The organism is Serratia sp. NA_13 (assembly GCF_052691735.1).
The window spans coordinates 388,674-412,798 of record NZ_JBQZFV010000001.1 but is presented as its reverse complement, the minus strand read 5'-3'; the positions used below and the strand labels follow the sequence as shown (position 1 = coordinate 412,798).

15 protein-coding genes and 1 pseudogene are annotated in these 24,125 nt (G+C 52.4%); 9 read left to right on the top strand and 7 right to left on the bottom strand.

Annotated elements, in window-relative coordinates:
• Positions 1–51: 51 nt before the first annotated feature.
• Entirely contained in the window at positions 52–789 is a 738-nt protein-coding gene (locus ACUTSU_RS01900) for a thiamine pyrophosphate-binding protein (protein WP_445653709.1), read from the top strand.
• Between the two features lie 118 nt (positions 790–907).
• Here ACUTSU_RS01900 and ACUTSU_RS01895 read toward each other — a convergent pair whose 3' ends face one another.
• The 4 genes from ACUTSU_RS01895 to ACUTSU_RS01880 form a co-directional block, all read right to left on the bottom strand.
• Positions 908–2,941, bottom strand: a complete 2,034-nt coding sequence (locus tag ACUTSU_RS01895) for a TonB-dependent copper receptor (RefSeq protein WP_445651560.1) — start codon at positions 2,939–2,941, stop codon at positions 908–910.
• 243 nt (positions 2,942–3,184) lie between these two features.
• Positions 3,185–3,652 carry a DUF2946 domain-containing protein gene (locus ACUTSU_RS01890; protein ID WP_445653708.1) on the bottom strand — a complete coding sequence of 156 codons (468 nt, stop codon included), beginning with the start codon at positions 3,650–3,652 and terminating at the stop codon, positions 3,185–3,187.
• A gap of 777 nt (positions 3,653–4,429) precedes the next feature.
• Entirely contained in the window at positions 4,430–4,819 is a 390-nt protein-coding gene (locus ACUTSU_RS01885) for a nuclear transport factor 2 family protein (RefSeq protein WP_445653707.1), read from the bottom strand.
• A 313-nt stretch (positions 4,820–5,132) separates the two neighbouring features.
• Positions 5,133–5,450, bottom strand: a complete 318-nt coding sequence (locus ACUTSU_RS01880) for a cupin domain-containing protein (RefSeq protein WP_012145173.1) — start codon at positions 5,448–5,450, stop codon at positions 5,133–5,135.
• A 628-nt stretch (positions 5,451–6,078) separates the two neighbouring features.
• On the opposite strand from ACUTSU_RS01880, the gene ACUTSU_RS01875 reads away from it, so the two are divergent.
• Positions 6,079–6,585: a hypothetical protein gene (locus ACUTSU_RS01875; RefSeq protein WP_445651557.1), complete on the top strand. Its 507-nt coding sequence runs from the start codon at positions 6,079–6,081 to the stop codon at positions 6,583–6,585.
• Between the two features lie 77 nt (positions 6,586–6,662).
• On the opposite strand, the gene ACUTSU_RS01870 is transcribed toward ACUTSU_RS01875, so the two are convergent.
• Positions 6,663–8,537, bottom strand: coding sequence for a PAS domain S-box protein (locus tag ACUTSU_RS01870; RefSeq protein ID WP_445653706.1), 1,875 nt, complete (start codon positions 8,535–8,537; stop codon positions 6,663–6,665).
• 610 nt (positions 8,538–9,147) lie between these two features.
• On the opposite strand from ACUTSU_RS01870, the gene ACUTSU_RS01865 reads away from it, so the two are divergent.
• Together ACUTSU_RS01865 and ACUTSU_RS01860 are read left to right on the top strand one after the other, a co-directional pair.
• Positions 9,148–10,539: a diaminobutyrate--2-oxoglutarate transaminase gene (locus ACUTSU_RS01865; RefSeq protein ID WP_445651684.1), complete on the top strand. Its 1,392-nt coding sequence runs from the start codon at positions 9,148–9,150 to the stop codon at positions 10,537–10,539.
• A 5-nt stretch (positions 10,540–10,544) separates the two neighbouring features.
• Positions 10,545–12,017 (top strand): pyridoxal phosphate-dependent decarboxylase family protein, encoded by a 1,473-nt coding sequence (locus tag ACUTSU_RS01860; RefSeq protein ID WP_445651555.1) that lies wholly within the window; start codon positions 10,545–10,547, stop codon positions 12,015–12,017.
• Between the two features lie 113 nt (positions 12,018–12,130).
• On the opposite strand, the pseudogene ACUTSU_RS01855 reads toward ACUTSU_RS01860, so the two are convergent.
• Positions 12,131–12,223 (bottom strand): annotated as a pseudogene (locus ACUTSU_RS01855) (phenazine biosynthesis protein PhzF family); the annotation flags it as partial.
• Positions 12,224–12,314: 91 nt separating this feature from the next.
• On the opposite strand from ACUTSU_RS01855, the gene ACUTSU_RS01850 reads away from it, so the two are divergent.
• The 5 genes from ACUTSU_RS01850 (at position 12,315) to ACUTSU_RS01830 (ending at position 22,152) form a co-directional block, all read left to right on the top strand.
• A complete protein-coding gene (locus tag ACUTSU_RS01850) occupies positions 12,315–13,247 on the top strand; it encodes a LysR family transcriptional regulator (RefSeq protein ID WP_445653705.1) in 933 nt (310 codons plus the stop codon).
• Positions 13,248–13,603: 356 nt separating this feature from the next.
• Positions 13,604–16,039: a glucose/quinate/shikimate family membrane-bound PQQ-dependent dehydrogenase gene (locus ACUTSU_RS01845; protein ID WP_445651553.1), complete on the top strand. Its 2,436-nt coding sequence runs from the start codon at positions 13,604–13,606 to the stop codon at positions 16,037–16,039.
• Between the two features lie 281 nt (positions 16,040–16,320).
• Positions 16,321–18,414 carry a bifunctional diguanylate cyclase/phosphodiesterase gene (locus ACUTSU_RS01840; RefSeq protein ID WP_445653704.1) on the top strand — a complete coding sequence of 698 codons (2,094 nt, stop codon included), beginning with the start codon at positions 16,321–16,323 and terminating at the stop codon, positions 18,412–18,414.
• Between the two features lie 60 nt (positions 18,415–18,474).
• Complete coding sequence (locus tag ACUTSU_RS01835; RefSeq protein WP_445653703.1) at positions 18,475–21,009, top strand: heavy metal translocating P-type ATPase; 2,535 nt, start codon at positions 18,475–18,477, stop codon at positions 21,007–21,009.
• Positions 21,010–21,225: 216 nt separating this feature from the next.
• Positions 21,226–22,152 (top strand): ABC transporter substrate-binding protein, encoded by a 927-nt coding sequence (locus tag ACUTSU_RS01830; RefSeq protein ID WP_445651550.1) that lies wholly within the window; start codon positions 21,226–21,228, stop codon positions 22,150–22,152.
• A gap of 44 nt (positions 22,153–22,196) precedes the next feature.
• Here the strand turns inward: ACUTSU_RS01830 and ACUTSU_RS01825 are convergent, their stop codons facing one another.
• On the bottom strand, positions 22,197–23,993 hold the full coding sequence (locus ACUTSU_RS01825) for a sigma-54-dependent Fis family transcriptional regulator (RefSeq protein WP_445653702.1): 1,797 nt from the start codon (positions 23,991–23,993) through the stop codon (positions 22,197–22,199).
• Positions 23,994–24,125: the final 132 nt, after the last annotated feature.

The window sequence follows — 24,125 nt, the reverse complement described above, 5'->3', positions numbered from 1 at the left end:
AATTTCAATAGCTATCCTTCATGTAATGAATTATTTCTGAAGGTGCTAATTTTGAATAAGGTAATTGCTGGTAATGATGTATCCATAGGATATCAACTCTTACTGGAGACGCTCTCTAAATGGGGGGTTACCCGTTATGTTGGCGTTACTGGTGGAGGGGTTGTTCATTTTTTAAAACATATTAATCCCCTTGTAAATTTCTGCTCTGAAGAGTCAGGTTTTCTCTCTATTGCTGAATACAGTGCCGGGTTTATTCCATTAGGATATTATCTGAGTAGCGGTAGAATGGCGGCCGCAGTCGCAACGACAGGAGCCGCTAGCAAACTACTCAGTTGCGGTATAAGCGATGCGAAACTGCATGATATTCCAGCCATATACATAGTCCCCCTCACCGGAGAGGAAATACAGGGACACTCCCCATTGCAAGATACTTCAGAGTCTGGCAGTAATCTTGTCGCCCAATTACGCAGCGAGTTGCCTGAATCCGTCTTTGTGCTTGACTCGCCAGAAACCCTTGCCGAAAAATTATCATCTGCCCAGGTCCAGTTGGAAAGGGCAAAACCGGTTGTACTTGAAGAAAAAAATTATCACGCCAACCTCAAGCCGTTGGATTATTGCGCAATAGCACGAGCTTGCGGCTGGGAGGCCGAGCAGCTTGCACCTGATTTGAGCAATCTGAGTATTTTGCTGGATAAAGCAACGGGTAATACAATGAAATCTTTGCTTATTGATATCCCAGTCGATGCGTCACAAGTACTGGGTCGTAATCCTCGCGTAAAAAATCTCTAAAAAGAAGAGCAGAAAGACAGAATGAGAAGCCCCAGAACGAAACATTGAAGGGACCTTTCAGTGAGAACAGGCTCGAAATGGGCTTTGCCGGGCGATGATCATCACCCGGCTCCGTTAGTTAGAAGGTGACATTGACCTTGGCCCAAAGGGTTCGCCCTGGTTCATTCACCGAAGTATTCGATGAATAGCCGAAGGTGCTGTTGCCTGCCAGATTGAGATGCTCGCTGTAGGTTTTGTTGAAGATATTATCCAGGCCGGTACTGAGTTTGACCTGCGGATTCACCTTGTAGGCCACATTGGCGGAAAGCACGCCAAAGCCCGGACTGTCGGCAAAGTCTTTACCCACCACGTTACCCTGATTGATCGCTACACGGTGCTGGCTACTGACCAGACGCCAAAGACCGGTACTGCTCCAGTCACCACGCTCGTAGGTCAAACCCAGGCGTGCTTCCAGTGGCGGTATTTGCGGCAGTGGCTGGTGGTCAGTGGTGTTCTTACCCCAGGCATAGGCCAGACTGGCATCGGTTTTCCAGTGCTCGGCAAGTTGGTAACCCATGCCCATTTCACCGCCCATAATGGTGGCGTTCACGTTATCGGCCTGACTGATACGAGCATGGTGCGGATCGTATTTGAACAGGATAAAGTCATTCACATGACCCAGGTACGCGGACACCCAACTGTTAAAGCGTTTATCGGTGTATTGAGCGCCGATATCGATCTGCGTGGTCTTTTCACTTTTCACGCTATCAAACGGACTTTTACTGCCGTCCGGCCCCAGAGTCGGGGAGAACAGTTCCCAGTAGTCAGGGAAACGTTCGGTATAGCCAATCCCGGCGTAAACCATCAGCGGCATACCGGCAAGCGTATGCTCAATGCGGGTAAAGCCGCTTGGCAAGGTATCGGAACGTTCACGTCCATTAGCCGATTGATAGTTATCCACCAGGCTGCGATCAAGGCGCGCACCGCTGATAACCTTGTTTTGTTCGGTCGCGGTCCAGGTCAGTTCACCAAAAGCGCCGTAGTTATGAAATTGCGCATCCTTCTGCCAGCCGTCGCCCTGTTTATTGCGGTGAGTGTTGGTTTGCGTATCCATACCGCTTTCCAATTTGAAATCTTGCCATAGCCAGGTACCCATGACGCGCCCACCGACGGTGCGGCGATCCAGTTGCATCGTCATCCCCATATTCATATGACCCATGCCCATATGTCCCATCGCCATGCCACTCTGACCGGGGGAGCGAAGGGTGACGTTATCCATAATATGGTCGGCGTAGTTGTAATAAACCTGAGCTTCGAGCTTATCCAGTACCTCGCCAATGTTGGATTTTTCAAATCGCATGCCCAGACTTTCACGCTTGAACTGTGAACCGTCCATGCTGCGCCCGGCATAACGTGCTTCGCCATTACCTCGGCCCATGGTCACTTCCAACAGAGTGTCGCTGTCTGGCGTCCACCCCAGCGCCAAATCACCATTCCATTTATCCCAGCGCGATGGCACGCGGTCGCCATTGCCATCCTGATAGTCGTTGGAACGCGATTTGTTGCCCATCAGGCGCAAATAGCCTTGTTCCCCCCCCAGACTAGCGTCGATATTTTCATCCCAGCGACCGTTAGAGCCGGCCAATACGCTGGCATTGCCCTTTATGCCTGGCTTGTCAAAGCGCGGACGCTCACGTTCGAAGCGTACCGTTCCCGCTGAGGAGCCTGGCCCCCAAAGCACCGTCTGCGGGCCTTTGGTGATGGTCAGCAGATCATAGCTTTCTGGTGAGATATATGAAGTCGGAGCATCCATTCTTGCCGGGCAGGCACCCAACATTTCGCCACCATCAGTCAGAATTTTCAGTCGTGAGCCAAACATGCCGCGGAACACCGGATCGCCATTGGTACCGCCGTTACGGATCTGTGAGAAGCCCGGAATGGTTTTCAGATAGTCCGAGCCATCGCTGGCCGGCACCGGCTGACGAGGTGTTTTAGGCGATGTCACTATGGTCATCGGTGAATAAAGTGGCGCAGTCACGGTAATGACGTCACCGTCGTTGGTTTTGACAGCAGCATGGCCGTTGAAGGGCGCCAGAGCAAACAAAGACATCGCCGCAGTAATATGCAGTGACAGAGGGTGTTTTTTATAATTCTTGGTTTTATCGAACATCATCGTTCCTTAATGCAAATTTTGACGCTAAACGTATTTTTATATCGCAACCGATTATTATTTAGGCGTAGTCATGCCCGGAGCATAATGCTGCCGTAAATAGGGGGGCGTCCTCGCCATAGCGGATTAATAACGCCAGCCGAGTTGCGATAAATAATGTTCTGCAGCAGTAAATCTGACCGGCGTGTGTCCACCTCCTGATTGAATTATCTCAACAGGAATAATTTGGCTGCAGTCTATTAATTTTTAAATCAGAGAAAGTGATGCTGGCGGGGCGCGAGGTTGTGCCTCGGAGTGGGCCACATGGGCGAATAACGAGAAGATATAATGCGCTGGCGGAGCGCGGGACAGCAACGTGCCAGACCAGAGCAACGGAGAATAGGCCAGCTCCAACAACGGCACATGGATCAGCAGCACGCAGTAACCGCAGGCACTGTCATCCATCATCATCGCCATATTGTGGCTGCCGGTCTGCATGGCCATTGACATGCCCGGCATGCTGGCCTTAGCGCTCGGTGCAGACGGTGGTGAGTGATGCATATGTGTCGACATATCCATACCACAGTCTGCCATGCTGGCGGTTTCAGACTGACCGACGCGCACATGCTCCAGCGATCGAGATATCACTGGAGCAATGAACAACATCAGGATCGCAAAAATCCCCAGACAGGCGGGGAGGCGGCTTTGCGATGTAGCAGTCCTAATTAACGACACATATATCCTAAAACAGTGCGAAATTAACGGGCGGAATTGTACTGTCTTATGCTGAAAATGTTAAAACATTTTATTCACGGTTAGTATATTGATAAATTAAAAGGCCCTGCGGCAGGCAAACCGTTCTGCCAAATGATAGGCGATTGATGCCCCCATAATTCCCGCGCCGATAACAATCATATGTTTCTCTGTGGTACACATACGGAGTTCCTTGTGTGAAAACTGGCCTGACTATCCCATAGGCTACAGGAAGAAACGGGAATTGTGTGCAATGAAGTTGGTCAGTATGTGGCGCAAAGAAGCTTTGAGATGATGTTGCCGAATGGCGAGATGGTTGATAGAGATACCTGATAAAGTCCAGAACCTCAGATTCTACGTATATCCACCTTTGTCAAAGCTAAGTTAAGATGTCCGCATGTCAGCAAAGTAGAAATGTCCTTTGATTACAGGAGAAGGAAGCCCAGTTCGTAGCCGTATACATGGCCGCTCAAAACGGTAATGAGTCGGTTAAAAAAAACTCCGCTGCATGAGCCGTCATGGTGATCTTCTTGTTGATTATACATGACGGACATCTTAACTTAGCCCAAGGCGGACATTACAACTTTGCTGTTACAGCATTGGTGCGCATAATGTATATTATGTTAAATTGAATTTATAGCTACGCACCCGGTTCTCCAACCTGGCCATAGCTCACCTCGCCTTTCTCTTTACCGGTTCTTTCAGCAGCTAACTTCTGTTCATTGATGACTGTTTGCTTGTGGCTCAACATCGCCGGTGTCAGCAATTCGTCGGCGTCCCCTGATGAAAACGAATCTGCCATCGACCGCCATTGTCATTTGCAGATAATTGCCAGATCGACGAACGCAATGTGCATCGAGTAACGCCACCATCGTCACCATGTTGAAAACTACGGTACGTCAGCAACACCGCACCTTCGGTAATGACGGCCAGCTTAAAGCCTTCGGAAAAAATCGATGCCTTATCACTTTCTATTTGTAGTGCAGCCAGGGTTTGCTGTTTATCATAGTAATGACCTGAACGCCCAATCTCTTCAAAGTCGTCATGCAGCAACTCACTGACCACAGCAATGTTGTTCCTTGTTGCCGGCAGATGCAGCTTAACTTCCAGGGATTGGATTAATGCCAAAAGTTGTGTCGAATCGGTCAAAATGCCCTCCTTTTTTGATCGCGCTACGTGAAATCTGAAAAAAACTGGCAATAATCCCCCTGCAGATCTCGTCAAAACGCGCCTTGTCAGCTTACAATTTTCGGTGTCAGCCCAGCTGTGTTTTCAGGAACGGGATCACCTTATCCAAGGCTGCACGTACCGCATTGTTCTGAAGGGAATATCCGGGGGTATAAGTTATGGCGTCACGAAAAGCTCAAAAAATAAGTTTTGAATCAGAACTCCCCGCTGAATGACGGGGAATTCCACCAGATAAGCCAGTGTAGGCACCAACCTGGCTTATTTGCAAAGAGCCCTAGCGGGCCAGTTCCACCCCGTCCAGTTCAGAGATGGCCAGGCAGAAAACTTCGGTGATGGCATCCACCGTGTAGGCGGTTTTAGCCGGGATCATCAACATCTCATGAGCCTGTAGAGTCTGATCGCCAATTTTCAGCTCACCCGACAGAACCATCAGTTTGACCCAGCCCGGATGCATTCTGGCTGACTGATGACTGCCAGCATCAAGTTTCAACAGCGCCGTGTGCCCCTGCGCCTCACGTTTCAAGATATGGTAGTAGACTCCATCGTAAGGCATTTTCTCGTAGTGCAATGTCGCCAGTGTTCTTTTATGCATGATAGCTTCCTAGTAATCGGTGATTAGTTGGATCAAGTATCACAATTCCCTAACGGCCTGTGGGCCTGTTAATAAATATATAGGACGTATGCCTCATACGCAAAAACTCACTTGTTTGAAGCGCTGGCGCACCAAAGTGGGCCTTGTCCGCACTCAGTGACATTGTCACTAAAAGGCGAGTAATAGCACTTCATTCGTTATTAAATTCTTTCAGTTAATATTATAACCCAGGATATTAATCAACCTGCTCAGAATGTTATCTTTATCAACCAATAACAATGAGTTATTTAAATAACGGAAAATTACCATAGAAATAATTAAAAAAAAACGACGTATCATTGCAATTCAGACTATGTTTATTAATGTTGTAACTCACCCGTGACCAAATAAATTTCAAATCAATTGCTATTTTATTTGGTCATTATGTCATTGTTGTCGGCGCAGCCCACCTGGAGCCACGCACGGACGTTAAGGGATGGGTAGTTCTGAAAAATAACGGGGGTGATTTTTATGGTTCCAACTGTCAAATAGCCGTCAGTATTCCAGATTAGAATCGCATTTTCACACTGCTCGTCACCACCGAACTTCAGGTAATATTCAATCATGACTTATTAATACAGGTGATATTATGTCCATTGATAAAAAACAGATGACCAATGCCATTAATGCAGCTTTAGCTGAACTTCACTCCGCAATAAGAATCGACAATTTAAATTCAGATAAAACCACCGATGGTTCAATTGGTTGCACTCAATTCGCCGGTGCCGTTTATGAAAAGGCAGGAGGAAAAGACACGGATAAAAGTTACAGAATCAAAGTCGATAACCTGAACGGAAATGAACTGAAAAAATACAAAAACGGCGATCTGGTTAATATATTGCTCAACTATGAAAACTGGGATTACACTCATGCATGCTGCATTTACTTCTCTTCAGATACCTCTTATGTTATTCAGACCTATCTTAATCACACCGTACGCATCGTCACTTCATTTGAACACGCTGTTTTAAATCAACGTTGGCATCAATACGCAGAGACAAAAGGCGGCAATGCCGAAGTCTTTAATTCACTGTTTTCAGTAAAGCCACTGAACCTGCCCAATGTGGTCGAGGTTATTATCACTGAATTGCTTTGACGACGGCTTGGCACATTCACTCCTTTTAACGGCAGCCCAGCTATCCTTGGTTGGGCTGACACCAGCGAAAGCTCTGATTACCGGATGTTATAGGTCCCTTTCCCTGCGGATTTGGCCCGATACATGGCATCGTCCGCTTTGGTCAGCAGGGCCTCAGCGGTAATATCGCCGCCAGAAGTAATGGCTGCACCGATACTGGCAGAGAGACTCACTTTTTGATTGCCGACCCGTTCCAATGCCGCCAGCTTGACCAATACGCTCTCGCAAAACGCGCTGACCTGCAGCTGCGGATGCGCCAAAGGCCAGAGGATAACCGTAAACTCATCACCGGCGAGGCGTGAAACGCTGTGATGAGGCCCGGCACAGGCATTGAGCAATTCTGCAAAGGTTTTCAGGATAAGATCGCCGAAATCATGGCCAAAGCTGTCGTTAAGCATTTTGAAACCATCAAGGTCGATAAACAACAACGCCATCTGCTGCTGTGGGCAACAAGCCTGCAGCGTTGCTCCCAGCCGAAGCAGGAAAGCCCGCCGATTGGTTAGCCCGGTCAGCATGTCATGAGAGACGTCGTACTCTAACTGCCGCTGCAAACGTTTAAGTTCGGTAATATCCATGGAAAGAATATAGAAGCCCTGGGTTTCACTGGGTACCAGGGTGGTATGGATGATCGCTGTCCCTTGGCGCGTTTGGAGTTCACTCTCAAAACTGACCGTCTCCCCACTCAGCGCCCGTGTAATCATTGGCTTGGCTATTTCATAGGCACTATCACCCATAAATGCCTGCACGCTCATTCCCTTGAGACGTTCTTCATCCAGACCAAACCAGGTTTTATAGGCGCTGTTGGCAAACAGATACCGCTCATTGGCGTCAATCTGACTGATCAGCGCTGGCATATTATCGGTAATGGCCCGCAGACGTTCTTTTTCATTGCTCAGTTGCAGCTCGGTGAGCGCCCGATTGGCAATTTCCTGATTGAGTTTATTGACGGCAGAATTCAATTCACGGGTCCTTGTCACTACCCTGTCTTCCAGCTCATGTTGCAGTGCATAGAGGTCAGCTTCTGCCGCTTTGCGCTCGCTGATATCGACAATGACCGAGATAAAATGATGAGGCTCTCCATTCGGCATACGATTGAGCGACACCGTCAGTTGAACCCATATTGTTGAACCATCAGCGCGGATATAGCGCTTTTCCATCGAATAGGTGTCTATCTCATTGGCCAATAACTGTTGCAACATTCCTAGGTCGTTGTGCAGATCTTCACGATAGGTGATGTCCTGGAAGGTACGCTCCAACAGTGCCCGCTCAGAGTACTGCAACATTTCACAGATCCGCGGATTCACCCGAAGCCAATACCCTTCCAGCGAGACCAGAGCCATGCCCACTGCCGCCTGTGCAAAGGTCTGCTCAAACAGGGCTTCGGTACGTTGCAGGTTTGATTTCAGACTTTCGGTATAGATATCACGTTCAATACTGTGCAGATACTCTTCGATAACGGCGGCAAAATCGCGTAAATCATGCACCATATCAGAAGATAACGCCTGTGGGTGACCATCGATAATGCATAAGGTGCCCAACGGCAGGCCGTCCAGTGACAACAAGGGGTGCCCGGCATAGAAACCAATTTTTGGCCCGCCAGTGACCAGGGGGTTGTCAAAGAAACGCGGGTCAACCGCAGTATCCGGCACGACCAACGTGTCACACTGCAAAATGGCGTGACCGCAAAAGGAAATATTGCGAGGTGTTTCCCGTACATCCAGACCCGAGCGAGAAAGGAACCATTGGCGCTCACGGTCGATTAACGAAATCAGGGCAATACTGACGCCAAAATATTTGGCGGCCAGGCGCGTGACCCGGTCTAATTTCTCTACTGAATTCGTGTCCAGTATGTTTAGTGAATGCAGAACCGATAGCCGTTCGGTTTCATTTTCTGGAAAACAGGGTTCGTACATAGGTTACTCCGGCTTATCTTTGCTGGGCGATGCTGATTCACAACCTGCATGGCTAGCCGTTACCCTTAATGGCTTAACACCGCACCGTAAATGACTTATTTCATTCAGCTTAGACGGTTCTGCTGGTTTTACTGGCCCTTGGGAGGAATTAATCATGCCAACTAAACATCAATAAAACCTTCGATACTTAACTTCAACAACCATAGACCCTGCTCTAGCTCCGGTTATGCCAGCCTAAATGCGCTTAATTTCTAAGCAGCGATTTATTTATAATAAGTTGTTGCTTAAAAAACGTTCAGGCGTCAACCCGGCGACAATCACAAAATTGTCAGCAAAATAAATGCATTGGGCTAGTACCCCTACTTTAATTGAGGGAGCTTTACGTGCCTGGTCAACTCCCCTGTCGCGGCCATACGGCGGCATTATTGACCAATAAACCAGCAATTTATTGTTTTTAATAGAAAAAACATTAAATTTCATGCAGCCAAATAACTATTGAGCCGGGGGGTAAAAAGCCATATATTGGGCGCGTTTTTTCACGGTAGTTACTTATTCATTTTAATAATTCAACTAGGGCGTTACTGATACCCCCAGTTGTAGGAGAGATATGATGACGGATAAAGTCCGTATTGATAATTTCGGTGTGAGTTTAGAAAATGTAAACAATGAAACATATTTGGCGAGACAAGCCGAATTTGAATCGAATGTCAGGAGTTACCCCCGTAAATTGCCATTGGCAATTGCGAAAGCCCAAGGTGTGTGGATCACCGATGTTGAGAATAATCAATATCTTGATTGCCTGGCGGGTGCGGGTACGCTGGCTCTGGGTCATAACCATCCTGATATCCTCCAAAGCATCCAAAATGTCATTACCAGCGGCTTGCCGTTACATACCCTCGATCTTACAACACCGTTGAAAGATCAGTTCTCAGCTTATTTGCTCTCTTTATTGCCAGGACAAGGCCAGGAATACTGCCTGCAGTTCTGTGGCCCTTCGGGCGCAGACGCGGTTGAAGCCGCTCTGAAACTGGCGAAAAAGCACACCGGTCGTTCTGGCGTGATCAGCTTCTCCGGCGGATATCATGGCATGACCCATGGCGCGCTGGCGGTCACAGGCAACCTGTCACCGAAAGAAGCGATTAACGGCATGATGCCGGAAGTTCAGTTTATGCCTTACCCGCATGAGTACCGCTGCCCGCTGGGTATCGGTGGCGAAGCCGGCGTTAAAGCACTGACCTACTATTTTGAAAACCTGATTAACGACGTCGAAAGCGGCGTGCGCAAACCTGCGGCAGTCATCCTGGAAGCGGTTCAGGGTGAAGGCGGCGTCAACCCGGCTCCGGTCGAATGGTTGCAGCGCATTCGCAAAGTCACACAGGAACACGGCATTTTGCTGATTATCGATGAAGTTCAGGCCGGCTTTGCCCGTACGGGTAAACTGTTCGCCTTCGAACACGCCGGTATTGAGCCGGACATCATCGTGATGTCCAAAGCGGTCGGTGGCGGCTTGCCACTGGCGGTATTGGGCATCAAGAAAGAATTTGACGCCTGGGAACCAGGTCATCATACCGGCACCTTCCGCGGTAACCAGCTGGCGATGGCCACCGGTCTGACCACCCTGCAGCACCTTAAAGATAACAATGTGGCCGGTAAGGTCGCTGCACAAGGCGAGTGGCTGAAAGCCAAGCTGGCCGAGCTGCAAAAACGTTATCCGGCCATTGGCCACGTGCGCGGCCTGGGCCTGATGATTGGTATGGAAATCGTTAAACCGGACGAAGCTCAGGATCATATGGGGTGTTACCCGGCAGATCCTCAATTGTCTGCCCTACTGCAGAAGAAATGTTTCGAAGCCGGGTTGATCCTGGAGCGTGGCGGTCGTAACGGCAACGTGTTGCGTCTGCTGCCTTCGCTGTTGATCACCAACGACGAACTGGGCATTTTCCTGGATAAATTTGAACAGGCCCTGTTAGCCGCCGGCGTCAAGCCTGTAGGTATGGAGTGAATTCGATGTCCCGGTTAAACCCGATTCTGGCCGCTTCGGCGCAAAGCACCGAAGCCTACCAGCAAGCGATCGAGCAAAGTAGCCAGGCAGTAGTACAGTGGCTGCAACAACCCGAGATGTATCAGGGGAAAACCGTTGCCGAACTGCGTGAACGCATTACGCTTGATTTTAATCCTCAGGGCCTGGGCAACCAGGCGGCGATCGAACGCGCGATTGAGTACTTTTTAAAGGACAGCCTGTCGGTGCATCACCCACAGTGCGTCGCGCATTTGCATTGCCCAAGCCTGGTGATTAGCCAAGCCGCGGAAGTGCTGATCAACGCCACCAACCAGAGCATGGACTCCTGGGATCAAAGCCCGTCTGCCACCATCATCGAGATGAAGCTGATCGAGTGGTTGCGTACCCAGGTCGGCTATCAGCCAGGCGATGCAGGCGTATTCACCAGCGGCGGTACCCAAAGCAATCTGATGGGGCTGATGCTGGCTCGCGATGCCTTCTTCGCCAAACAGGGCCACTCTGTGCAGCAGGATGGACTGGTCGGTAACCTGCGCAAGATTAAAGTTTTGTGTTCTGAAAATGCCCATTTCTCGGTGCAAAAGAACATGGCGCTGCTTGGTCTGGGTTATCAATCCGTTACGCTGGTGAAAACCGATCAATTCGCACGGATGGATGTAAACGACCTGGCCGAAAAGCTGGCGCAAGCCAAGGCCAATGGCGAACAGATCCTGGCGATTGTTGCCACCGCAGGCACCACCGATGCCGGTGCTATCGACCCGCTACGTGCGATTGCGCAGTTGGCGGCAGAACACCAGATCTGGGTGCATGTTGATGCGGCCTGGGGCGGCGCGTTGTTGCTTTCCGAGAAGTACCGTGACTATCTGGACGGTATTGAATTAGTGGATTCCATTACCCTGGACTTCCATAAACAATTCTTCCAGACCATCAGTTGCGGTGCCTTCCTGTTGAAAGAAGCCCGCCACTATGAGCTGATGCGCTATCAGGCGGCCTACCTGAACTCCGAATTTGACGAAGCTCAGGGCGTGCCTAACCTGGTGTCCAAATCCTTGCAGACCACCCGCCGTTTTGACGCGTTAAAACTGTGGATGGGGCTGGAGGCATTAGGGCAACAGCAATACGCCGCGATCATCGATCACGGGGTGACGCTGGCACAACAGGTTGCCCACTATATCGGCGACCAACCGGCGCTGGAACTGGTGATGCAGCCTCAGTTGGCCAGCGTGCTGTTCCGCTACCGTCCGCAGTCATTAGCCGCTAGCGGCGATGCCGCCGTGGCGTTGCTGAACCAGCAAATTGGTGATGCATTGCTGGGATCCGGCCGTGCCAACGTCGGGGTAACCGAGTTTAATGGCGTAACCTGCCTGAAGATGACGTTGTTAAACCCAACGGTCAGCCTGGACGATATCAAAGTTCTGCTGGCACTGGTGGAAAAAACCGCGCAGCAGCTGCCAGCCGTCTAATCCCCCCTGACCGGCAGCGAAAAGCCGATAACCTTTACGGGTTATCGGCTTTTTATTTATTGATGAATACCCACTGTGAGATCAATGATGCCTATCAGTGAATTATTCTACGCCTAAATGTTCAACCAGCCATTAATCAGCGTGCAACTTTGCCCGCCAATCCATGGCTCATCGTAAATAAAATGAACGCTAAACCGGCCTTGCCGGCGAAAGATTGCGGAATTGCGGAAGGCGCAGCATTTGCACTTATAACATGCAGCAAACGCCTGCTTTCATTGATAGCTCAGGATGCCCGACATGACAGACCCCGATCTCAATTTACTGATTGCTCTCGATGCCCTGCTTACCCTGGGCAGCGTGGCGGGTGCTGCCCGCCGACTTAAGCTAAGTGCTTCTGCGATGAGCCGCACGCTTAGTCGCCTGCGAGCGGTCACCGGCGATCCCTTATTGGTGCGTGCCGGCCGCAATATGGTGTTGACACCCTATGCCGAAGAGATACGCGAGCGAACGCAAAACGCCGTGTTCGAAGCCCGCGCGGTACTTCGTCCTGCGGTATCGGATCTGAGTTTACCCAGCCTGGAACGAACCTTTACCCTGCGCGCCAACGAAGGTTTTGTCGAAGCCTTTGGCGCTGTGCTGATCGCGGCGGCGGCACAGGAAGCCCCTTTGGTGCGCCTGTGTTTTGCCCCCAAGCCAGAGAAAAGTTCCACCCATTTGCGCGAAGGTCTGGTCGATCTTGAGATTGGCGTGCTGGGGGTAATGGGGCCGGAAATTCGCTTGCAGGCCCTGTTCCGTGACCGATTTGTCGCGGTAGTCCGCAAAGGCCATCCGTTTGAACAACAGCCGGAGATTACTGCCCGACAATATGCCGCCTGGGGTCATGTGGTTGCCTCACGCCGTGGGCTATTAACCGGGCCGGTAGACCAGGCGCTGGCCGACCTGGGACTGGAACGCAAAGTCGCCGCAGTGGTACCGAGTTTCCCCGCCGCGCTGGCAGTGGCGCAGGCCTCTGATTTGGTGGCATTGGTCCCGGCCTCTTTCCTGCTCAATCACCCGGTGGGCTGTGACGCTACCGCTACACTCTTTGCTTTTGAGCTGCCGGTTAAAACTCAGGGCATAACCGTCTCGCAAATGTGGCATCCACGTTTGGAAGCTGACGCGGCTCATCGCTGGCTGCGCCAGTTAGTCTTGCGCGTGGTTAAACAGCGTTTTGAAATTCGGGAGTTTTAAGAAGGCGATCTCGGGGTCATTAATACCGGAGGGAACGTTGAGCTTATTGACTAACAATGGGCAATGGAGAAATAGGTTATTAAATCTACCCCTGGATTTTTACCCCTTCACTTTAAAGGGTTTCGGATCGGGGTAGCGTCCACTATGCAGTGCAGGTAAAACGATGACGCCCAATCAATCGAAACACATTACCGCCAAAAAGCAACATATCCTTAACTTGCTAACGAATCAAATGGTACAATGTGATTATTCCGTCGTTTGATCCTCGCTTTGCAACTCCGTTTTGATCGGGAGGACGCTGATCGTGGTCATCGAGGTAAACATGAAGAAAAACATTATCCTGGAGTCTATCAGCCATGCCTGAATCAAATACCCGTCCGGGTATAAAAATTAAACTATGGTGTTGTTTATTGGGAATAATCCTTACTCTGGTCGGCTTATTCTTTACCATTGCCGGTGGCAAACTGGCCTCGTTAGGGGGCAGCAGCTACTTCCTGATTGCCGGTATCGTCACCCTGCTTTGTGCGGTGCAATTCTTCCGCCGTAAATCTTCAGCGGTGGCGCTGTTCCTGCTGGTGTTTATCGGCACGCTGATTTGGTCGGTGTACGATGCCGGTTTCGATTTCTGGCCACTGGTTTCACGCTTAATGGTCCCTGCCGGTTTGACGCTACTGGCCTTGCTCAGTTGGCCGACACTGCGTAAATCGGAAGGCAAGGCACCGCTGGCGAAACTGTCCTACCTGCTCAGCGCGGTACTGGCGGTGTGCATGGTTGGTACCTTTGTGCAGATGTTCCAGCCACACCCTACCGTCGCTTTCAGCGGAAAACCCTTACCGTTGATCCCGGTAGATAAAGCCAAACAGCAAAAAGACTGGGACAACTACGGCAACACCCCAGGTGGCAGCCGCTTCGTGGCCCTGGACCAAATTACCCGCGACAATGTGAAAGAGCTGAAAGTCGCCTGGACCTTCCATACCGGCGATACCCCACTAAGCCCGGACGGCAATGGTGCAGAAGATCAACAAACGCCTCTGCAAGTCGGTAGCCGCGTCTTCCTGTGTACGCCGCATAATAATGTCATCGCCGTCGATGCCGACAACGGTAAAGAAATTTGGAAGCGTGAGATCAACGCGAAATCTCAGGTCTGGAACCGTTGTCGCGGTCTGGCCTACTTTGATGTCACCAAGCCAATACCGGCACCGACGGTGCCGGGTTCAACCCCAGCCATCCCTGCTACTCTGGCGGCCGGTGACAATTGCCAACGCCGTATTCTGATGAACACCATCGATGCGCGCCTGGTGGCGATCAACGCCGATAACGGCGAGTTCTGTCAGAACTTTGGCCATCAGGGTGTGGTTGATCTTAAGGCCGGTCTGGGGGATGCTGCAGATCCCAAATACCAACTGACCTCTGCCCCTACACTGGCCGGTACCACTATCGTGGTCGGCGGCCGCGTAGCCGACAACGTGCAAACCGATATGCCTGGTGGCGTACTGCGTGGTTTCGACGTGATCACAGGTGAAATGCGCTGGGCGTTTGACCCGGGTAATCAAGATCCAAATTCAGCTTTGAAACCGGGGCAGACCTTCGTGCGCAGCACGCCGAACTCCTGGGCGCCAATGTCCTACGATCCGGCAATGAATACCGTGTTCCTGCCAATGGGCAGCTCTTCGGTTGACCTGTGGGGCGCTAATCGCAACGCACTGGATCACAAATACGGTGCCTCTATCCTGGCGCTGGATGCCACCAGCGGTAAAGAAAAATGGGTTTATCAGACCGTTCATAACGACCTGTGGGACTTCGATCTGCCCATGCAGCCGAGCCTGATCGATTTCCCAATGAAGGATGGCACCAGCAAACCGGCGCTGGTGATTGGTGCCAAAACCGGGCAGCTCTTCGTGTTGGATCGCCATACCGGTAAACCCTTGACCGAAGTTAAAGAGCTGCCGGTGAAAACCCGCACCATCCCTGGCGAGCAATACTCGGACACTCAACCCTTCTCTGTCGGCATGCCGCAGATCGGCAATCAGAAACTCACCGAATCCGACATGTGGGGGGCAACGCCGTTCGATCAACTGATGTGTCGTATCAGCTTTAAATCGATGCGTTATGACGGGCTGTTCACCGCCCCAGACACCGATATCTCGCTCAGCTTCCCCGGTTCGCTGGGTGGCATGAACTGGGGTGGTCTGTCGACCGATCCCAACAACCACTATATCTTTGCCAATGATATGCGTCTGGGCCTGTGGGTACAGATGATCCCGCAGAAAACCGATGCAAACGCGCCAGCCAGCAACGGCGGTGAGTCGGTCAACGCCGGGATGGGGGCCGTGCCGCTGAAAGGAACCCCTTACGGCGTGAACAAGAACCGCTTTATGTCACCGCTGGGCATTCCATGCCAGAAACCGCCTTTCGGCACCCTGTCCGCTATCGATCTGAAAACGCAGAAAGTAGTGTGGCAAGTCCCGGCTGGTACGGTGCAGGATACCGGGCCATTCGGCATCAAAATGCGCGCACCAATGCCGGTGGGCATGCCAACGCTGGGCGGCACGCTAGCCACTCAGGGCGGCCTGGTGTTCATTGCGGGCACTCAGGATTACTACCTGCGAGCATTTGATTCTTCCACCGGCGAAGAAGTCTGGAAAGCACGTTTGCCTGTCGGCAGCGGCGGCACGCCAATGAGCTATGTTTCGCCGGTCACCGGCAAACAATACGTTGTGATCTCCGCCGGTGGCGCACGCCAGTCGCCAGACCGCGGCGACTACGTCATCGCTTATGCGCTTGATAAATAAATCCTCCCATAAGTTATCATTACACCAGCCCCCGCTAAATCACGGGGGCTTTTTTATATCCGCCGATATAACGGTTTTAATGATATTTAACAGTGAGAACACTCGGAGAAAATTGGATGAGTTAAAAACATAAATACGAGAGTATTCCTAATGTGTTACTCAGGATTATATCTCATTCTTTCTGGTGGTTTTTTATTGCACAGGCCAGGCTACATAATGATTTCCGCTGGCAAAAAATATTTTTGACGTGGATGCCGAGCGGTTTTCAGAGGAAATGACAAATGAGTGTTTTACCCGAGCGCAGTGATGGTAATCATCCTGTTGATATGGCTAATGAAATATTTGACGGTTTGCCGAATCTCATTGGCGTAGGTAATAGCCTCGGGGGACATTTCAATAGGTTATGGTGTGAATATACCGGCCTTACTTCATTTGATAACCAGGACGCCTGCTGGTTGAAAGTGCTGCATCCGGATGACTATGCGCACATCGATTCGTTGTGGCAACAGTCGATAACCGCCATCACCTCGTTCGTTTATCAGGCCCGTCTGCGCCATTGCAGTGGTGAGTATCGTTGGTTTTTACTGTCGTTCGGCGTTAGAAAAGCCCCAAATTCCTCACAGAATCATTGGTTTCTCAGCTGTACCGATATCCATCAGCAAATGCTGGAAAAACAAATCATTGCCGAAAAGCTGGCGGCGCAGAAAAACATGCTTGATGCCAGCGTCGACTGTATCAAAGTGATTAATAATGACGGCTCATTGCTGCATATGAACAAAGCGGGCAGCATCGCTTTGGGCGTAGATGAGAACCGGCAGCAGTTTGGCATGCCCTGGTTGAGTCTGTTACAGCCCGAAGTTCGCCAGCGTGGCAAAAAAGCGCTACGTAAGGTGTTAAGCGGGAGAAATGCCAGATTCGCCGGCCTTAGCGCCACCCCGGATGGCAGATTGCAGCATTGGGATAATATCCTCACTCCGGTGATCGACAAGGACTCCCGGATACAAAATATATTGTGCGTTTCGCGCGATGTCACCTCTCAACGGATAGCTGAAAAACGCTTACTGATCGCCAGTGAATATGACGAACTGACCGGTCTGCCCAACCGGCGGTTATTCAAGAAAAGATTAAAACAGGAAATGAAACGCTCGCTGGCCAATAATAAATCGCTTGGGCTGATTTTGCTGGATCTCGACCACTTTAAGCTGGTGAACGACACCCAGGGGCATGATGCCGGCGATCATCTGTTGCGTGTACTAGCCCGGCGACTCAAGACTGATTTAAACCCTAACTCATTCGTCTCCCGATTGGGTGGCGATGAGTTTGCCGTAGTGATCAGCGATGTAGAAAACGAGCAGGATATTTTCAAAATCGCCAATAACTTTCTGCTGCAGCTTGAAACACCGGTCACCTATGGCGGTAAAGCGCTTCATTGTGGCATGAGTATTGGCGGAGCCCTCTACCCGCAGGATGCCCGTGACGCGTCAGAATTGATGAAATGTGCCGATACCGCCCTGTACGAACTCAAAGACGGTGGCCGTGGCGGCGTTTATATGTTTAATCCGCAGATGATGGATAAAGCCAGGGAACGTGCGACACAGCTTAATCACGCCCGTCAGATTGTGCGTCACAACCAGATCCGCCCCAGCTATCAGCCCAAGGTCAATCTGGCAACCGGTACCCTTGTCGGCTTTGAGGCCCTGCTGCGCTGGTGTTGCCCGCAAAACAGCATCCAGACGCCGGATAGCGTCTGCGAAGCGTTTAACGACTACGAATTGGCAACCAAAATCGGCGAAGCCATGCAGATGAAGGTGTTTGCCGATATCTCGGCCTGGCTTGCTTCTGGCGCCGAAGTTTTGCCAGTGTCACTGAATGCTTCCCCTATCGAATTTTTACGCGATAGCTACGCCGAAACATTCCTGCAGCGCTTGCAGATGTTTAACATCCCTCACCATCTGATTGAGCTGGAAGTGACCGAGCACGCCTTCAATAAGCACGGTTCGAAGTATGTGCTGCGGGCTTTGCAAATGCTCAAGGAAATGGGGATCCGCATTGCGCTAGATGATTTTGGTACCGGGCACTCTTCCTTAACCCACCTGATGAACTACCCACTGGACTGCATAAAACTCGATCGCGACTTTATCCGCCGCATGAACAACGAAGCAGCTATTTTGGGCATTGTCGAAAGTATGGGTATTCTGGGGCAAAAGTTATCCATCGATATCATTGCCGAAGGGATTGAAACCGAACAGCAGCGGCAAACGCTGCGCAACTCCGGATATCATTTGGGCCAGGGTTTTCTTTTTAGCCAGGCCGTTGAGGCGCCCCTTGCGCTCAGTATGTTGCTAAAGAACCCCTCCTCCAAAATAACCGCTTGACCTTCCCGTGGTGGGAAGCTTTAAGCTTTCCACCAACAGACAGCATAAAGGGACAGCTCAATGACTTCCGTTTCTCTCAAACCCAACTCCACCCCGACAATGTCTCAGGTCACCCGACTGAGCCTGCCGGTCGATGGCATGACCTGCGCTTCGTGCGTAGGCCGTGTCGAACGTGCGCTGAAGACCGTACCCGGTGTGGATAGCGCTTCGGTCAATCTGGCCACCGAACGCGCCGATCTCACCTTCAGCGGCGCGGCTGACCCGCAGGCGGCGGTTCGCGCCATTGAGAACGCCGGATATAACGTGCGTGAAGAGACCACCGAGCTGGCAATAGAAGAAATGACCTGTGCGTCCTGCGTCGGCCGGGTAGAAAAAGCACTGAACCAAATACCCGGTGTGCTTGAGGCCAATGTCAATCTGGCGACCGAGCGTGCGCGGGTGCGTCACCTCGCCGGTGTCGTCTCTATTACAGACCTTGAGGCCGCAGTTGAAAAAGCAGGCTACCGACCACGCCGCCTGTCCACCGCCACTGCCAGCACAGAAGATCAGGATACCGAGCGACGTGAGCATGAGGCCCGTGGATTACGGCGCTCGTTACTTATTGCCGCCATCCTCACCTTGCCGGTGTTCATTCTCGAGATGGGGTCGCACCTGATCCCCGCCATGCATCACTGGGTGCTAGGCGTGCTGGGTGAACAAACCAGCTGGTATTTGCAATTTGTTCTCACCACCCTGGTGCTGTTTGGGCCGGGGCTGCGTTTCTTCCGCAAAGGGATCCCGGCGCTGTTGCGAGGCGCTCCCGACATGAACTCGCTGGTGTCGGTCGGCACGGTGGCGGCGTACGGCTATTCGGTGGTGACGACTTTTATTCCCGAGGTGCTGCCGCAGGGGACCGCCAACGTCTATTATGAAGCTGCTGCGGTCATCGTTACCCTGATCCTGCTTGGCCGGACTTTAGAGGCTCGCGCCAAGGGGCGGACCTCACAGGCCATCAAGCGGCTGGTCGGCCTGCAGGCCAAGACAGCCCGCGTCGAGCGTAATGGCGAAACCATCGAAATCCCGCTCGATCAGGTAACCCTCGGTGACATCGTGCTGGTTCGTCCTGGCGAAAAGGTGCCGGTTGACGGCGAAGTCGTCGAAGGAACCTCTTACGTAGACGAGAGCATGATCACCGGTGAACCGGTGCCGGTACAAAAAGGCATGGGCGCCGCTGTTGTCGGTGGCACCATCAACAAAACCGGGGCTTTCAGTTTCCGCGTTACCAAAATCGGTGCCAATACGGTGCTCGCGCAGATTATTCGTCTGGTCGAGGAGGCTCAGGGTTCCAAACTGCCGATCCAGGCGCTGGTTGACAAGGTCACCATGTGGTTCGTGCCGGCAGTAATGGCCGCCGCCGCGCTGACCTTCCTGGTTTGGCTGGTGTTTGGCCCGTCCCCGGCCCTGACCTTTGCGCTGATTAATGCGGTGGCGGTGTTGATTATCGCCTGTCCTTGCGCCATGGGATTGGCTACGCCAACCTCCATTATGGTCGGGACCGGCCGCGCCGCCGAACTTGGCGTGTTGTTCCGCAAGGGTGAAGCCCTGCAGGCACTGCGCGATGTCAGTGTTATTGCCCTCGACAAGACAGGTACCCTGACCAAAGGTCGTCCTGAACTGACCGATCTGGTGCCCGCCGAAGGCTTTGAATACGAGGAGGTTCTGGCTCTGGTGGCGGCGGTGGAAACTCGCTCCGAACACCCGATCGCCGAAGCGATTGTAGCGGCAGCCAGGCAGCAGAACATGACGCTCGCCGCGATAGAAAGCTTTGATGCCACACCGGGCTTCGGCGTCTCTGCCAGCGTCGCTGGACGCACCGTCGCAGTCGGTGCAGACCGCTTTATGACCCAGCTTGGCCTTGACGTGAGCAGCTTCCAACAGTCCGCTAAGCGTCTGGGTGAACAGGGTAAAAGCCCACTTTATGCGGCCATCGACGGCCGTCTGGCGGCGGTGATAGCGGTCGCTGACCCGATCAAGGAAAGTACGCCAGAAGCAATCAAGGCGCTGCATGCGCTTGGCCTTAAGGTGGCGATGATCACCGGCGACAACACGGCTACCGCTGCGGCGATCGCCAAACAACTGGGAATTGATGAAGTCGCCGCCGAGGTTCTGCCCGACGGCAAGGTCGCAGCGCTGAAGAAATTTCGCAGCGGCGGTGCCCGGGTGGCCTTTGTGGGCGATGGTATCAACGATGCACCGGCACTCGCCGAAGCCGACGTTGGCCTGGCCATCGGCACCGGAACCGATGTGGCCATTGAGGCCGCTGACGTGGTGCTCATGTCGGGCGACCTGCGCGGCGTCCCCAATGCCATTGCGCTCAGCCAGGCGACCATCCGTAACATCAAGCAGAACCTGTTCTGGGCCTTCGCCTACAACGTGGTGCTGATCCCGGTAGCGGCCGGCGCGCTCTACCCGCTGAACGGCACATTACTTTCACCGATCTTCGCCGCCGCGGCGATGGCGCTCTCCAGCGTCTTCGTGCTCGGCAACGCACTACGGCTCAAAGGCTTTCAGGCCCCGATGGCGGTTGAAGAAAAGATAAGCGCTGACACTCAGTAATCCCCCCTAACCGACCGCCCGGCAATGCTGCCGGCGGTCGGTTTTTTTATTGCAGCATTATTTCCTCTTCAAACACTCAATGACCAGCCCCCGCCAAGCCATCCTGCAACCTGACATTTCTAAAATTGGTTAGCCAATTTTGTTCGTTCACAGATTTAGCGGCATAAAGGATAGTGAGTCGACCGCCCCAACCACCTAATAATGCAGGTAATAATAATGATGTATAGCGCAAAACTCACCGTAGCGGTGGCACTCCTTAGTCTTTCTGCCCTGTCCCATGCCGCATCGGGCATTGACCTGGTTGCCAACGAAACGCCGATCCATACGCAAAAAAGCCCTGAAGCGGCGGCCAGGATCCCGGCCGGGTTTAAATTTGTCGAACCAGGCACGCTAACCGTGGCCGTATCGATACTGGGCAGTGGCCCACCGTTTGGGCTATACGCCCGTGATAATAAAACGGTGATTGGCAGTGAGTCGGATATTGCCCGCTTGGTGGCCGATGGCCTGGGGCTGAAACTCAAGCTGGTACCCACCTCGTGGGAAGACTGGCCCCTGGGGGTCACGTCAGGTAAATACGACGCGGCGATTTATAATATTACCGTCACCCAGGAGCGTAAAACCAAGTTTGACTTCGCCACTTATCGCCAGGATACGCTGGGGTTCTACGTCAAAACCGGCAGCAAAATCACCTCGATAAAATCGGCCCCGGATATTGCCGGCAAGAAGATTATCGTCGATTCCGGCACCAATCAGGAAGCCGTGTTGCTGGCCTGGGATAAAGAGAATCAGGCCAAAGGGCTACCTGCCCTACAACCGATCTACGTGACCGACAAGGCGGCCGCCACACTGGCCATTCAGTCCGGCCGGGCTGACGCAACCTTTGGACCGAACGTCTCTGGGGCTTATCAGGCAAAATTGAACGGTAAAACTACCTTGGTCGGCATTGTGCCGGGCGGCTGGCCACGCAGCGCCAACATTGCCGTTACGGTGAAAAAAGGCAATGGTCTGGTGGATGCGGTGCAGGCTTCGCTCAATAGCGCTATCGCCAATGGCAGCTACCTGAAGGTGTTGGATCGTTGGGCAGAAAGCGACGAGAAAATCGAACATTCTGAAATTAACCCACTGGGATTAGGCGACAAATAACACTCCGTCCAAGGCCCCTTAAATGGGCCTTGGCTTTTGGGCAGTCATTGTACTGTCCGCCCCCGGCTTTTCTCTATTTTGCGATAAAGCGTACTGCGTGAAACCCCCAGCCGTTTCGCCGCCAGGCTGATATTGCCATTAGCGTGACGGATAGCGTCCAGCATCTCCTGCGGCGCAGCGCGGGAGCCAGGGGCGGTCGATAAGACGCCAAACTGTTCGGGCAATGCGTCAGGCGTAATCAGCTCGCCATCATCCGCCAGGGCCAACAGCACCTTCAGCGTGCTCAACAACTGCCGAACGTTGCCGGGCCACGGATAGCGAGCCAGTGCCGCGACGGTCTCCGGCGCCAGCCGGAGACTCCTAGACTCGGCACCCAATTCACGCCACAGATTAAGGATAAAACCATCGACATGCGCTCGCTGACGAAGCGGTAAAATGCGCAGATTAAACTCCTGGATCCGATACATCAAATCCTCACGGAACGCCCCCGCAGCCACCTGCTGCGCCAAATCCTGATGGGTGGCGCAGATCAACGAAAAGTCGACGGCATAGCTGATACGGCTGCCGAGCGGCGTGACCGTTTTTTCCTGTAGCACCCTCAGCAGCCGGGTCTGTAAACTCAATGGCATATCACCGATTTCATCCAGGAACAATACGCCGCCATCGGCCTCTCTGATCTTGCCGAGGTACCCTTTGGGGTTGGCGCCGGTAAAAGCGCCGGGTGCATAGCCAAAAAGCTCGGATTCGATCAGGTTCTCGGGCAAGGCAGCACAGTTGATCGCCACGAAATTACCCTGCCGCCGGTGACTTTCCTCAAACAATCGCTGGCTAAAGTACTCTTTGCCGCAGCCGGTTTCCCCGCTAATGCACAGCGCTAGCCCAGCATTTAAAATACGTAATGCTTTTTGTCTGTCCGCACCGTCACGATCAATGGGAGACAGCAGCGGCCGGAACGTCTGCGAATGCCGTTTAGGCATCTGCAACTGCGAATAATAATGGCGATTATTAACTGCCAGCGTTTGACGTGGCGCGTTCAGCGTTTGCCGCTGCATTTCCGGGAACAGGCTGGCAAAATCCAGAGTGCCAAAACAGGCTGCGGTAAGATTGAACTCTTGCATTGCCAGCCGGTTGGCGGCGGTGAGGATCTCATCACGAAACACCAGTAGCAGCTCATGGGCGCTGCCGAGCATTCGCGCATCGCTGTGCAGGCGCAGCGTCCAGTGTTGAGCGGTGACGCACCCCATTACCCACTGATGCTCTATGTGCCTGACAGCCTGCAAAATCAGAGATCGGGCGTTATCAAAAGGGCGTTGCGCCGGCGTAGAAATGTCCAGCACGCCGGCAATCAGGCCGTCTGGCCGATAAATTGGCGCTGCCGCGCAGTAAAGCCCGGTGTTCTGATTAAGAAAATGCTCGTCGCCATTGACCTCGCACAAAGCACCGAGCGCCAGCGCGGTACCTATTGCGTTAGTGCCACGTTCCTGCTCGCCCCATAAATTGCCCGGTGCCAACGAGATACGCGACGCCTTACGCAAAAAATGGCTATTGCCGCAGGTTTCCAGCACCAGCCCCTTGGCATCCGAGATCACCACTATTGAGGGTTGTCGGTTAATTTCGCCGCCCAGACGCTCGATCAGCGGCTGCGCCAACTGTGCCACCCAGCCATTTTGCCCACGCACTTCATTAAGCAAAGTCGGCCGGATAAAAGGAACCAAATCATCGGCCCGGTTAAGGCCATAACCTTGGCTGCGTAGCCAGGATTCTGACAGTGGGCTGGATGCAGACTGGTTATCGCGCTCAGAGGCAAACCTGGCTTGGGTGGTCTGGTCTTTATGCAACATCCCCAACTCCCGCCAATAAAGTGTTGCATTTTTGTATCATGAATGTGTCGAATGCGTTGCGACATGGAACACAAAAAATAATAGAAATGGAGAGTAAGTCCTCGGTTTTATTGCTACTGAAAGCGTTTTTTA

Excerpts from the sequence above, each read along its gene's own strand:
- ACUTSU_RS01865 (WP_445651684.1), top strand. The coding sequence starts at position 9,148 with ATGACGGATAAAGTCCGTATTGATAATTTCGGTGTGAGTTTAGAAAAT.
- ACUTSU_RS01860 (WP_445651555.1), top strand. The coding sequence starts at position 10,545 with ATGTCCCGGTTAAACCCGATTCTGGCCGCTTCGGCGCAAAGCACCGAA.
- ACUTSU_RS01825 (WP_445653702.1), bottom strand. The coding sequence starts at position 23,993 with ATGTTGCATAAAGACCAGACCACCCAAGCCAGGTTTGCCTCTGAGCGC.
- ACUTSU_RS01875 (WP_445651557.1), top strand. The coding sequence starts at position 6,079 with ATGTCCATTGATAAAAAACAGATGACCAATGCCATTAATGCAGCTTTA.
- ACUTSU_RS01835 (WP_445653703.1), top strand. The coding sequence starts at position 18,475 with ATGACTTCCGTTTCTCTCAAACCCAACTCCACCCCGACAATGTCTCAG.
- ACUTSU_RS01870 (WP_445653706.1), bottom strand. The coding sequence starts at position 8,537 with ATGTACGAACCCTGTTTTCCAGAAAATGAAACCGAACGGCTATCGGTT.
- ACUTSU_RS01895 (WP_445651560.1), bottom strand. The coding sequence starts at position 2,941 with ATGATGTTCGATAAAACCAAGAATTATAAAAAACACCCTCTGTCACTG.
- ACUTSU_RS01845 (WP_445651553.1), top strand. The coding sequence starts at position 13,604 with ATGCCTGAATCAAATACCCGTCCGGGTATAAAAATTAAACTATGGTGT.
- ACUTSU_RS01880 (WP_012145173.1), bottom strand. The coding sequence starts at position 5,450 with ATGCATAAAAGAACACTGGCGACATTGCACTACGAGAAAATGCCTTAC.
- ACUTSU_RS01840 (WP_445653704.1), top strand. The coding sequence starts at position 16,321 with ATGAGTGTTTTACCCGAGCGCAGTGATGGTAATCATCCTGTTGATATG.
- ACUTSU_RS01830 (WP_445651550.1), top strand. The coding sequence starts at position 21,226 with ATGATGTATAGCGCAAAACTCACCGTAGCGGTGGCACTCCTTAGTCTT.
- ACUTSU_RS01850 (WP_445653705.1), top strand. The coding sequence starts at position 12,315 with ATGACAGACCCCGATCTCAATTTACTGATTGCTCTCGATGCCCTGCTT.